Origin of the sequence: Plantibacter lichenum (assembly GCF_050587525.1) — a bacterium.
Lineage (GTDB): Bacteria > Actinomycetota > Actinomycetes > Actinomycetales > Microbacteriaceae > Plantibacter.
On sequence record NZ_JBOBFT010000003.1, the window covers coordinates 178206 to 190992 of the forward strand.

Consider the following 12787-nt stretch of genomic DNA (forward strand, 5'->3'; position numbering starts at 1 on the left):
ACGTGCGCCCCCTCGATCCACGACTGCTCCGATACGCCGGGGCCGCACGGTTCGTCTTCGCAGCGGGAGCCGTGCTGGCCCTCGTGCAGACCCTGTGCATCCTCGGCTTCGCCTGGCTCGTCTCACAACTCGTGACGCGAGCGATCGCGGGGGACCCCTTCGCATCGCTCGTGCCGGAACTGTGGCTGCTCGTCGCAGTCGTCGTGCTCCGGGCGACCGTCATCTTCGCGACCGAAACGGTCAATGCGCGAGGGTCGGCGCGCGTCCGGAGCCAACTCCGGCGAGCGGTCGTCGGAGCGGTGACCGTCCTCGGTCCGTCGTGGATGTCACAGCGCAGCAGTGCGGAGGTGACGACGATCGCAGTTCGCGGACTCGACGCCCTCGACCCCTACTTCGGTCGCTACGTCCCACAACTCATCCTCACGGCGATCGCGACGCCGATCATCGTTCTGGTGATCTTCCTGCAGGACGTCGTGAGCGGTATCACGGTCCTCGTGACGCTGCCGATCATCCCTGTGTTCATGGTTCTCATCGGACTCGCGACGCAGTCGTTGCAGCGCAAGCAGTGGGAGACGCTCGGCGATCTCTCGAAGGGATTCCTCGACCTCGTCGGCGGGATGGCGACGCTCAAGGTCTTCGGTCGGCAGCACCGGCAGGTCCGGCGCATCCGACAGGTGACCGAGGACTACAGGGCACAGACGATGAAGGTCCTCCGGGTCTCGTTCATGAGCGGATTCGCCCTCGAGCTCGCGTCGAGCCTCGCCGTCGCCGTGGTCGCCGTCGGTATCGGCATCCGCTTGATCGACGGTTCGATGCTGCTCGCGGTCGGCCTCTTCGTCCTGATCCTGGCGCCAGAGGCCTTCCTCCCGCTTCGGAACGTCGGAACGAACTTCCACGCCGCCTCCGAAGGCGTCACGGCAGCGGAGGACGCGTTCGTCATCCTCGATGCCGCCGCGGCGTTCGAGGGGTCGGCGGAGGCCGGTGCCGATGACCGCACCGGCGACGGTGCAGCCGGTGGCCGTGGCGCAGCTGCACCAGCCGACCGCGAACCGGCTCGAACGCACGTCTCGGTCGGCGGACCACTCGTCTTCGACGACGTCAGCGTGCGCTACGGCGACCGGATCGCCGTCGACCGGTTCTCGACGACCTTCCTCCCCGGCACCGTGACGGCGATCACCGGACCGTCTGGAGCGGGCAAGTCGAGTCTGCTCGGCGCGCTCCTCGGCTTCGTTCCCGCAGACGGTGTGTCCGGGGAGATCCGCTACGCGGGACACGTTCTCGACGGCGGTGCGATGGAGCGCCCCTTCGTCGCGTGGGCCGGACAGCGAGCCGCGCTCATCGGAGGCACCGTCCTGGAGAACGTCGCGCTCGGCGACCCGGAGCCGTCCTCGAAGCTCGCACGGGCCGCGCTCGACCGCATCGGCCTGTCGGCGATCGACGTCGAGGATCGGATCGGCGTCGTCGGCGACGGTCTCTCCGGAGGCCAAGCCCAGCGGGTCGCGATCGCGAGGGCGCTCTACCGGCTCGGCCGTCGTGCGGTCGGCGGTGCGGCCCCCGGTGTCCTGGTGCTCGACGAACCCAGTTCAGCGCTCGACACCCGCTCCGAGTCGGTCGTCATCGACGCGGTCCGCGCCGCAGCGAGCGGCGGAGCGATCGTCATCGTCGTGAGCCATCGAACAGCGTTCGTCACTGCCGCCGACCGCGAGATCCGACTCGATCCGCCGAAAGGCGTCCCGCTGACTCCCGAACTCACGCACGGAATGGAGGCTGCGACCCATGGATGACCGCGTGCGCAGCATCGTCCGCCTCGCTCAGCCGCGGACGAAGCGCTTCCTCCCCGGCCTGCTCTCCGGCATCCTCTCCGCCGGAGCAGCCGTCGCCCTCCTCGCATCGAGCGCCTACCTCATCACGAAGGCGGGGGAGCAGCCCTCGATCGTGGAACTCGGCGTCGCCGTCGTCGGCGTGCGTGCCTTCGCGCTCGCCCGAGCGGCGTTCCGCTACCTCGAACGCCTCCTGAGCCATGACGCGGCCTTCCGGCAGCTGGCGGAACTGCGCGCCGGAATGGTCGAACGGGTGATCCCGATCGCCCCGGACGGTCTGCAGCAGACGGGGCGAGGAGACCTCCTCACGAGAGTCGTGACCGATGTCGACGAACTGCAGAACGTCCCGCTCCGCGTCGTCCAACCACTGCTCATCTCCGGCGTCGTCGCCATCGGCTCCGTGGCGCTCATCAGCATCGTGCATCCGCCGGCCGGCATCGCCCTCGCGGTGTGCCTCCTCCTGGCGTTCGCCGTGTCCTGGCTGCTCGTTTCGTGGGTTGCGGGGCGAGCGGAACGTGAGCTGTCGCCGCTGCGCGGCTCCGTCTCCGACGCGATCCTGGATCTCGTGACGAACCTCGACGTGCTCACCGCATACGGGGCGATGGATCGGGCTCTGGAGCGAGTCACGGATGCTGACGCCGCGCTGACCCGGGCGACCGTTCGTCGGGCCGCAGGAGCCGGAATCGCCGGCGCCGTGCTGTCCCTCGCCGCCGGTCTCGCGACGGTCGCAGCGCTCTGGTTCGGCATCCCCTCGCTCGCATCGATCGGCGGACCGGCACTGACCGTCATCGCGCTCGTTCCGCTCGCCGTCTTCGAGGTCTGCGGCATGGTGCCCCTCGCCTTCGGCGCCTGGCGTGAAGCCAGGGCGAGCGCTGAACGTGTTGCAGCCGCCGTTCCGGAGGAGCTGCCCGTCGGCATTCCGGACGACGCGTCAGGTGCACCCGCTGCGGACACCGCCTTCCTGGCATCGACCTCGCCGTTGAGCCTCTCGGTGCAGGGGTTCAGCGCACGCTGGCCCGGCGCCGACCACGACGCCCTCGCACCCGTGAGCTTCCGTGTGCAGGCAGGCGATCGTCTGCTCGTCTCCGGCGACAGCGGTGCGGGGAAGACGACCCTCGCCCACGCCCTCGTCCGGTTCCTGGAGCACGGAGGCGAGTACCGGCTGAACGGCGTCGACGCGGACACGCTCGCGCCCGATGCGGTCCGGACCGTCGTCGGTCTCATCGAGCAGCGGCCGTACCTGTTCGACATCGACGTGCGTCAGAACCTCCTCTTCGCGAAGGACACGTCCACGGATGACGAGCTCATCGCCGTGCTGGAGCGCGTGGGCCTCGGCGAATGGCTCGAAGCGCGCGGCGGTCTCGACGCACCGGTGGGGGAGCAGGGCGCGCTCGTCTCCGGCGGTCAGGCGCAGCGCATCGCCCTCGCCAGAGCCCTCCTGCACGACTTTCCCGTCCTGATCCTCGACGAGCCCACCGCGAACGTCGATCCGGACCGTGCCGATGCGCTCCTCGCCGATCTGCTCGGCGCGGCCGAAGCGGACCACCGGGCGATCATCGTGATCTCCCACACGGCGGTCGCCGACGAACTCGTGACGCAGCGCATCCACCTCGATGCTCCGACGCGTGTGAGCAGTTCCACCGCATCTGGCAGCGGGATCGTCTGATGGACGACACGACCGCCAGGCGCAGCAGGGTCCTGGCCGGCTGGGTCGAGCCCGTCGACGCGTTCCTCACCTGTTTCAGGGCAGAGGCGGAGGTGTTCTGGCTCGATTCCGGGCCCGGCGCGACGAGTGGGCACAGCGTGCTCGGCATCGCTTCCCGGACGATCGTCGCGGACGTCGCTTCCCGGACGATCCGGTACCGGCGGCGTGCTGGAGACATGTCGAGTGAGCGGACGGAGGCCGGATCGATCTTCGACGTCCTCCGCCCGCCGACGTCGGACCGGACGTCCGGACTGCCAGGAGCCCTCGGAGGCGGGTGGGTCGGTTGGTTCGGCTACGAAGCCGGGGCGTCCCACGTCGGCGTTCCCGTCGCACCGACGACGACACCTGATGCTGCGCTGCTGCGCGCGGACGACGTCGTGGTCTTCGACCATGCGATGCGCACCGTCACGCTCTCGTCCGCTGACGAGGCCTGGCTCGCCTCGATGGAAGCCGATCTCTCCCCGTTGTTCACGGCCGAGGACACCCCACCGGGAGACACCCGGGCCGATGAACTCCGCGAGCCGCGCGCGCCGGCCCTCGGCGGCAAGGTGGTCGCGCGGTGGGGCGACCGACAGTATCGAGCACTCGTCGAAGCCTGCCAGGAGCGCATCCGTCAGGGCGACGCCTACCAGTTGTGCCTCACGAACGAACTCAGCGTCGAGGGAGCACACGACGACGTCGACACGTACCTGCGGCTGCGGGCGCTCAGCCCTGCTCACCACGGCGGCTTCATCCGCATCGACGGCATCGCACTCCTGAGCTCGTCGCCGGAGCAGTTCCTCGACGTCACGGCCGACGGCATCGTCACGACGAAACCGATCAAGGGCACACGGCCTCGCGGCCGGAGCTCGGAGCAGGACGCGGCACTCCGGGAAGAGCTCCGCGCGAGCGACAAGGAACAGGCCGAGAACCTCATGATCGTCGACCTCATGCGCAACGATCTCGCACGGGTCTGCGAGGTGGGTTCGGTGACGGTGACCGGCCTCCACCTCGTCGAGTCCTACCCGCAGGTGCACCAGCTCGTGAGCACCGTCCGCGGAACGCTCCGCGCTGGGCTCGGAGCCGCCGACGCGATCGAGGCGTGCTTCCCGGCCGGCTCGATGACGGGGGCTCCCAAACGGAGTGCGATGCAGATCCTCCACGGTCTCGAACAGGGCCCGAGAGGCGTCTACGCGGGGACGTTCGGGGCGCTCTGGGACGACGGCGCGGCCGACCTCGCGATGGTGATCAGGAGCATCGTGCTCGACGGCGAGCGGGCGACGATCGGCACGGGCGGCGGCATCACGGCCCTCTCCGTCCCCGAAGAGGAGCTGCTGGAGACCCGCACGAAGGCCGGAGCCCTGCTCGCAGCGCTCGGCATCGAGGGCGACACTCCGGAATCCCGGTAGTCTTGATCCTCGGACGGAACGTCTCCGAACGTTCCCGCCCTGCCCCTCCTCCTGAGCGGGACAGGTGCCGTCCATCAGCACCGGCAGCGATTGAGAGTGACGTGTCAGACGAACGCAACATCATGGGCCACGAAACCGTCGGTCCGGAGTCAGAAGACCCGCGACTGGGTGAACGGTACGACTTTCAGGCCATCCAGGACAAGTGGCTCCCGGTCTGGGACGAACTGAAGCCGTTCGCGACCGGCGACCTCGCGGACAAGCGTCCGCGCAAGTACGTCCTCGACATGTTCCCCTACCCCTCCGGCGACCTGCACATGGGTCACGCCGAGGCTTTCGGGTTCGGCGACACGGTCGCCCGCTACTGGCGCCACCAGGGCTTCAACGTCCTGCACCCCATCGGCTGGGACTCCTTCGGCCTGCCCGCGGAGAACGCAGCGATCCAGCGCGGCACCGACCCGCGTGAGTGGACGTACAAGAACATCGACCAGCAGAAGGCGAGCTTCCGTCAGTACGGGACGTCGTTCGACTGGGACCGCGAACTGCACACGAGCGACCCCGAGTACTACCGCTGGAACCAGTGGCTGTTCCTCCAGCTCTTCGAGAAGGGCCTCGCGTACCGCAAGGCCAGCCCCGTCAACTGGTGCCCGAACGACCAGACCGTCCTCGCGAACGAGCAGGTCATCGACGGTCGATGCGAGCGCTGCGGCGCCGAGGTCACCAAGAAGAACCTCACGCAGTGGTACTTCCGCATCACCGACTACGCGGACCGTCTGATCGACGACCTCAACCAGCTCGAGAGCACCTGGCCGTCGAAGGTCCTGTCGATGCAGCGCAACTGGATCGGACGCTCGTCCGGTGCAGACGTGACGTTCGAGATCGAAGGACGCACGGAGCCCGTCACCGTCTACACGACCCGTCCGGACACGCTCTTCGGCGTGACGTTCATGGTCGTCGCACCCGACTCCGACCTCGCGGCGGAGCTCGTCTCCGGCGCATCGGTCGATGTCCGCCTGCGGTTCCAGAACTACCTCGAGCAGGTGCGCGGCGAGAGCGAGATCTCCCGTCTGAGCAGCGAACGCGAGAAGACCGGCGTCTTCCTCGAGCGCTACGCGGTCAATCCGCTGAACGGTGAGCGCCTGCCGATCTGGGCGGCCGACTACGTCCTGGCGGACTACGGTCACGGAGCGATCATGGCCGTGCCGGCGCACGACCAGCGGGACCTCGACTTCGCCCGGACCTTCGACCTGCCCGTCCGGGTCGTCGTCGACACGACGCAGCCCGTGACCGGTGCGATCCCGATCATCGTCGACGGCGAACTGCCCGACGACCTGCCGTCGATCGATCCGGCGAAGACCGGTGTCGCGCTCACGGGAGAAGGCCGCCTCACGAACTCCGGACCGTTCAACGGTCTCAGCAAGAAGACGGCGATCTCGAAGGTCACCGCTGCGCTCGCATCGAGCGGTCTCGGCGTCACGGCGAAGAACTACCGTCTGCGCGACTGGCTCATCTCGCGTCAGCGCTATTGGGGTACACCCATCCCGATCATCCACTGCGAGAGCTGCGGCGAGGTCGCGGTCCCAGAGGACCAGCTGCCCGTGCTGCTGCCCCCGGCCGAAGGTCTCGACCTGCGCCCGAAGGGCATGAGCCCGCTGGCCGCGGCGGAGGACTGGATCAACGTGGCCTGCCCGAACTGTGGCGAGCCCGCCAAGCGCGACTCGGACACGATGGACACCTTCGTCGACAGCTCGTGGTACTTCCTCCGGTTCCTGAACCCGGTTTCGGACGAGGTCGCGTTCGACTCGGCAGCGGCCGACAAGTGGGCGCCCGTCGACCAGTACGTCGGCGGCGTCGAGCACGCGATCCTGCACCTGCTGTACTCGCGCTTCATCACGAAGGTCCTCTTCGACCTCGGCAAGGTCGGCTTCACCGAGCCGTTCAGCGCGCTGCTGAACCAGGGCATGGTCCTCCTCGACGGCTCCAAGATGAGCAAGAGCAAGGGCAACCTCGTGGAGTTCGGAGCAGAGCTCAAGGCATACGGAGCCGATGCATTGCGCGTCACGATGGCGTTCGCAGGGCCGCCAGAGGACGACATCGACTGGGCGGACGTCTCGCCCGCCGGTTCGGCCAAGTTCCTCGGCCGTGCGTGGCGCATCGCTCACGATGTGACGAGCTCGCCCGACGTGGTGTGGAAGTCCGGAGATGAAGCGCTGCGCAAGGTCACTCACCGGTTCCTCGCGGAAGCACCGGGTCTGATCGAGGCCGGCAAGTTCAACGTCGTCGTCGCTCGCCTCATGGAACTCGTGAACTCGACGCGCAAGGCGATCGACTCCGGTCCGGGCGCTGGCGATGCAGCGGTTCGTGAGGCGGCAGAGGTCACGGCCATGGCGCTCGACATCTTCGCTCCGTTCACGGCGGAGGACATGTGGTCCAAGCTCGGCTACGAACCGTCCGTGGCGCTCGTGCCGTGGCGCAAGGCGGACAAGACGCTCCTCGTCGAGGACAAGGTCACCGCGGTCGTCCAGGTCGACGGCAAGGTGCGCGACCGGCTCGAGGTCTCGCCGAAGATCGGCACCGACGAGCTCGAAGCGCTCGCTCGTGCGAGTGCGGCGGTCGTGCGCAGCGTCGGCGACCGTGAGATCGTCAATGTCGTCGTGCGGGCCCCTCGCGTCGTGAGCATCTCGACGAAGGGGTAGTCCCTCCTGCAGTAGCGGCGCGGTCGGTCGTCGCTCCAGCTCCGACTCCGAACGGGGCGTCCTCCACAGGGCGCTCCGTTTCGTGGTTTCTCCCCAGCGGGCGGCACGTCGGCACGCGGGGTGATCGGTTCACGTAGCGTCCTGGGATGGACGACGATCACGAGCGGCTCGCACAGCGACTGGCACGACAGTTGTCGCGTGCGTCGATCATGCCGAGTGCCGCTCGGCGTGCGCGGATCGGCGCCGGCGCAGTCATCGTCGTCGCCCTGCTCGCGGTCGCCGTGGCCGTCGTCGTCTCGATGTTCAGTCCGCAGGGCAGGACGACGAGTCTCGAGGCGCTGCGGGGTTCCGACGGCTCATCGTCCGCCCGGCCGACGACGGGGCAGGGCGTGGGCTCGAATTCCGACGACGGCGGCGATGAACAGGCTCCCGGCTCCGGAGCGGAACTGTTCGTCCACGTCCTCGGCGCGGTCAATCGACCAGGCTTGTACCGACTCGATGACGGAGCGCGCGGCTTCGATGCCATAGCCGCCGCCGGAGGATATGCGGACGGCGCCGACGAATCTGCGGTCAATCTCGCCCGCTTCGTCTCGGACGGTGAACAGCTGGTCGTTCCGGTGCTCGGGGAGGCTCCCGTGAACGGTGGGGTGGGTGCTGGGGGAGCCGGTGGTGCGTCCGGTGCCGCTGGCGCTTCGGGAACGGCCGGCGGCACGGTGAACCTGAATACGGCCAGTGCAGCGGAACTCGAAGTCCTGCCCCGCATCGGTCCGGCGATGGCGGCTCGCATCATCGAATGGCGGGAAGCGAACGGACGGTTCACGACCGTCGACGACCTCGGCTCCGTGGCCGGGATCGGGGACAAGACGCTCGAAGGTCTGCGAAGTCTGGTGGGCGTCTGATGCGCACGGCGGGTGCGGGAGGCGCCGGTCGGTTGGTCTGGCCCGCCTGCGCCATGTGGCTCGTGGCGGCGCTCGTGGTGCTCGACCCCGCATCGGGGTGGTGGATCGCAGGCGGGTGCGCGGCGCTTGCGGGTGTTCTGCTCGTGTGGAGGCGGATGAGTGAACGTCGGGCTGCGGCAGGAACGGTCTGGTCGCTCATCTGCATCACGCTCGTCCTCAGCGGATTCGTGGCTGCCCTCACCGCTCTGGCCGGTCCGATACGGCATCCGGCGGCGGTGGATCGCATCGCCTCGCAGGGTGTTGTCGAGCTGACCGTCGTCGTCACGAGTGACCCCGTGGTGTCGGAGGGCGGTCGTCAACGGGGAGATGGCGGGGACCGGAGTCGATTCCGCGCTCGGTTGGAGACGGTGGCGCCGGTGGCACGTGCGGGTTCAGGAGAACGTACCGGGTCGGGTGGGGCTGCCTCCACGAGTACGCGCGATGACGCTTCGGTTGCGGCGGCCACTCGGCTTGCCGTGCCCGTCACCGTCTTCGCGGCGGTCCCCGCCGCTGTCGCGGCGCCCCGCATCGGCGAACGGTGGAGGTTCGAGGGGACGCTCCGATGGAACGCCTGGGAGGACACATCGGCCGCACTCGCGTTCGCGCGGTCCGAGCCGGTGAGGACCGAAACGGCGTCCGCCGGCATCGCTTGGGCGTCGTTCCTCAGAACGGGGTTCTCGATCGTGAGCGAATCACTGCCGGGAGACGGGGGTGCGCTCCTCCCCGGCCTGGCGCTCGGTGATACCAGTCGAGTCGGCTCCGAGCTCGACGACGCGATGAAGGCGAGCTCACTGAGCCACCTCACGGCGGTGTCAGGAGCGAACTGCGCCATCATCGTGTGGCTCGTGCTCGCGGCGGCGGCCCGGTGCGGACTGCCGCTCGCGGCGAGAACGGTGGTCGCGCTCGTCGCACTCGGCGGTTTCGTCGTGTTGGTGACGCCGCAGCCGAGTGTGCAGCGAGCGGCGTTCATGGCGGCGGTCGTGCTCGTCGCAGGAGGAATCGGCCGTCCAGCGCGGGGTATCGCTGCACTCTCGCTGGCGGTCATCGTGCTCCTGGCCACTGATCCCTGGCTGTCCCGCGAGATCGGCTTCGCCCTCTCGGTGCTCGCGACCCTGGGGCTCATCGTCGTCGCCCGGCCGCTCTCTATGGCGTTGGGGCGGGTGATGCCGATGTGGCTCGCCACGCTCATCGCGGTGCCGCTCGCTGCGCAGCTCGCCTGCCAACCGGTCCTGCTGCTGCTCGATCCGACGCTCGCGCTCGGCGGTGTCGCAGCGAACCTGCTCGCGGGGCCTGCGGCCGCGCCGGGAACGGTGATCGGGCTGATCGCGTGCATCGCCGCTGCTGCGTGGCCACAGCTCGGGCTCGTCGTCGCGTGGATCGCGTGGGTACCGTCGGCCTGGATCGCCGCCATCGCCCACTGGTTCGCCGGGGTGCCGGGTGCCAGAGTCCCGTGGGTCGAGGGACCGATGGGTGTTGCTCTGCTCGCTCTGCCCACGCTCGCCGTGGTGTTGCTCGTCGTCAGAGGAGGAGCGATGCGTCGAGTCGCGCGCTGGGTGTGCGTCGGCGTGATCGCCTGCACCGTCGCCGGACTCGGAGGGCATGCGGCCGGCACCGCGATCACGACGGCAGTGACACGACCAGCGGACTGGTTCGTGGCCGCATGCGAAGTGGGCCAGGGAGACGCGGTGCTCGTGCAGGATCCGACGGGCGAACATGCCCTCGTGGACGTCGGTCCGGAGCCGGAGCCGCTCACCGCGTGTCTGGACGCGCTCGGGATCGATCGCGTCGAGTTGCTCGTCCTCACGCACTACGACGCGGATCACGTGGGTGGGCTCGAAGCGATCCTCGGTCGCGTGGACCTCGTCCTGGTCGGACCGACGGCCGATGCAACGGACGAGCGCATCCTCCGCGAGCTGCGCGAGCACGGTGCCGATGTCGCACGCGGCGAAGCCGGACTGACCGGACGCCTGGGGGACACGGAGTGGTCGGTGCTCTGGCCCGCGCCACCTCGGGTCGGGCCGGTGGAGACCGGCAACGATGCGAGTGTCGTGGTCCGCTTCGATCGCCCCGGCGGGCCGGACCGGGCCGGAGATGCTCTGCCTCCACTCAGCGCGATGTTCCTCGGCGATCTGGGCGAAGCGACGCAGAATCGCCTCCTGGCACGGCACACGCTCGGCGACGCAGTCGACATCGTCAAGGTGGCGCACCACGGCTCCGCGGACCAGAGTGAACGGCTCTATCGGCGGCTGGACGCCGACATCGGGCTGTTGTCGGTCGGCGCGGACAACGGTTACGGGCACCCGACGGCATCCATCCTCGGCGTCCTCGAAACCCTCGGCGCCGTCTCACTGCGCACGGACGAGCTCGGCATGATCCTCCTCGCTCCGGCCGAGGCGCATCGGCCCGACAACGCGTCTGCCTCGAGCTTCCGTGTGTGGACGGAACGAGCTCCGCCGTGACTGGAGCTCGCGATGCGAGGCGGTGTCGGAACCCCTCGATAGACTTGAGCGTCGAAAGGTTGGGACATGGCGGCAGCACGAGGTTCGTCGGCAGCGCGAGGCTCGTCGAAGTCGGCCGGTCGCGCCAAGGTGCAGGCCGCGATCCCGCAACTCGGCTGGTCGGACGTCCGCCCGGCGCCCATCGTGCTCGTCTCCGGCTCGGAATCGTTCCTCGCTGAACGAGCGATCCGCAGGCTCCGCGACTTCTTGAAGTCGGAAGACCCGTCGCTCGAGGTCAACGACATCGCTGCGGACGGTTACGCACCGGGTGAACTCATCACCGTCGCCAGTCCCTCGCTCTTCGGCGAACCACGACTCGTCCGCATCAGCCAGGTCGAGAAGTGCACGGACCAGTTCATGACGGAGGCACTGCGCTACCTCGAATCGCCTCCGGAGGGCGCATACGTCGTGTTCCGCCACGGCGGAGGAGTGCGTGGGAAGAAGCTGCTCGACGCGATTCGATCCGGGACCGGTGGCGGCGTCGAGATCATCTGCACCGAATTGAAGCGGGACACCGAGAAGTCGGAGTTCGCAGCAGCGGAGTTCAAGGCAGCGGGGCGGCGCATCACCGGTTCGGCACTGCGTGCGCTCGTCGGCGCCTTCTCCGACGACCTGGCGGAACTCGCCGCAGCGTGCAGCCAGCTCATCGCCGATGCGTCGGAGGAGATCAACGAACAGACGGTCGCCAAATACTACGGCGGCCGAGTCGAGACCAACGCCTTCGAGGTCGCGGATTCCGCGATCGCCGGTCGGTACGGGGAAGCGCTCGTCTCGCTCCGCCAAGCGCTCGACTCCGGTGCGGACCCGGTGCCGATCGTCGCAGCGTTCGCGATGAAGATCCGCACCATGGCGAAGGTGAGCTCCGCCCGTGGCCCGTCATCGCAGATCGCTCAGCAGTTCGGGCTCGCGCCGTGGCAGGTCGACCGCGCCAGACGAGACCTCTCCGGCTGGACCGACGCTGGCATCGGCCGCTGCATCCAGATGCTCGCCGAGACCGATGCGGGAGTGAAAGGCGCGAGCCGCGACCCCGTGTTCGCGCTCGAACGCCTCGTGTCGGTGGTCGCCGCACGCGGCGTCGATCCGGCAGCCTGAGGTTCGGCCGACCGGATCGCGCCGCGAGCGTTGCTCGCGCGGGTCAGGCCTGAACGTCGCCGCGCCAGCCGCCCTCGGGCGCTGGGGTGGCTTCGACGAGCTCCTTGAAGTTCTTCAGGTCCTTCTTGATCGCGTGGTTGTCGACGCCGAGCGTGGCCCCGAGCTTCTCCAGCAGCCCCTTCGGCTCCCAGTCGATCTGCACGGTCACGCGGGTGGTCGCATCGCTCAGCTTGTGGAAGGTGACGACTCCGGCGTGATCGACGTCACCGCCCGTGCTGTTCCAGGCGACGCGTTCGTCCGGGTGCTGCTCCGTGATGACCGCTTCGAACGTCCGCTCGATCCCACCGACCTTCACCGTCCACTCCGTGAGCGTGTCCGTGACCTGCGTGATCGACTCCACCTCGTCGAGGAACGTCGGGAACTCCTCGAACCGCGTCCACTGGTTGTAGGCGGCGGAGACGGGGACGTCGACGTCGATCGTTTCGATGGTCTGTGGCATGGGAGTGCTCCTCGTGACGTGTCGCATGATCGGGTGAGGTCATCACGCTAGGCGCATCGGCATCGCGGAACGACCCCCGTGCGTTTCCGGAGTCGAGGTGCTACGGTGCCGCTCCCGCACGTGCGGAAACGAGGCACCACCCTGACGGGTCACC

The 12787-nt window shown here is 68.7% G+C and carries 8 protein-coding genes; 7 read left to right on the forward strand and 1 reads right to left on the reverse strand.

Annotation, left to right across the window (positions count from 1 at the left end; all coding sequences use genetic code 11):
• The first annotated feature begins 2 nt into the window (after positions 1 to 2).
• The 7 genes from cydD (at position 3) to holA (ending at position 12134) form a co-directional block, all read left to right on the forward strand.
• On the forward strand, positions 3 to 1784 hold the full coding sequence (gene cydD, locus ACQ3HB_RS06190) for a thiol reductant ABC exporter subunit CydD (RefSeq protein WP_430918721.1): 1782 nt from the start codon (positions 3 to 5) through the stop codon (positions 1782 to 1784).
• The gene (gene cydC / locus ACQ3HB_RS06195; protein WP_430918723.1) at positions 1777 to 3486 is read left to right on the forward strand and encodes a thiol reductant ABC exporter subunit CydC; all 1710 of its coding nucleotides are present in this window, start codon (positions 1777 to 1779) and stop codon (positions 3484 to 3486) included. Before cydD ends, cydC begins: the two co-directional genes overlap by 8 nt.
• The gene (locus ACQ3HB_RS06200) at positions 3486 to 4913 is read left to right on the forward strand and encodes an anthranilate synthase component I family protein (RefSeq protein ID WP_430918725.1); all 1428 of its coding nucleotides are present in this window, start codon (positions 3486 to 3488) and stop codon (positions 4911 to 4913) included. The genes cydC and ACQ3HB_RS06200 overlap by 1 nt, the downstream gene beginning before the upstream one ends.
• 122 nt (positions 4914 to 5035) lie before the next feature.
• On the forward strand, positions 5036 to 7606 hold the full coding sequence (leuS, locus tag ACQ3HB_RS06205; protein ID WP_430918924.1) for a leucine--tRNA ligase: 2571 nt from the start codon (positions 5036 to 5038) through the stop codon (positions 7604 to 7606).
• A gap of 146 nt (positions 7607 to 7752) precedes the next feature.
• On the forward strand, positions 7753 to 8505 hold the full coding sequence (locus ACQ3HB_RS06210; protein ID WP_430918727.1) for a ComEA family DNA-binding protein: 753 nt from the start codon (positions 7753 to 7755) through the stop codon (positions 8503 to 8505).
• Positions 8506 to 8660: 155 nt separating this feature from the next.
• Positions 8661 to 11003 carry a ComEC/Rec2 family competence protein gene (locus tag ACQ3HB_RS06215; protein WP_430918728.1) on the forward strand — a complete coding sequence of 781 codons (2343 nt, stop codon included), beginning with the start codon at positions 8661 to 8663 and terminating at the stop codon, positions 11001 to 11003.
• Between the two features lie 66 nt (positions 11004 to 11069).
• Positions 11070 to 12134 (forward strand): DNA polymerase III subunit delta, encoded by a 1065-nt coding sequence (gene holA, locus ACQ3HB_RS06220; RefSeq protein ID WP_430918729.1) that lies wholly within the window; start codon positions 11070 to 11072, stop codon positions 12132 to 12134.
• 43 nt (positions 12135 to 12177) lie between these two features.
• Here the strand turns inward: holA and ACQ3HB_RS06225 are convergent, their stop codons facing one another.
• A complete protein-coding gene (locus ACQ3HB_RS06225) occupies positions 12178 to 12633 on the reverse strand; it encodes an SRPBCC family protein (RefSeq protein WP_430918731.1) in 456 nt (151 codons plus the stop codon).
• Positions 12634 to 12787: the final 154 nt, after the last annotated feature.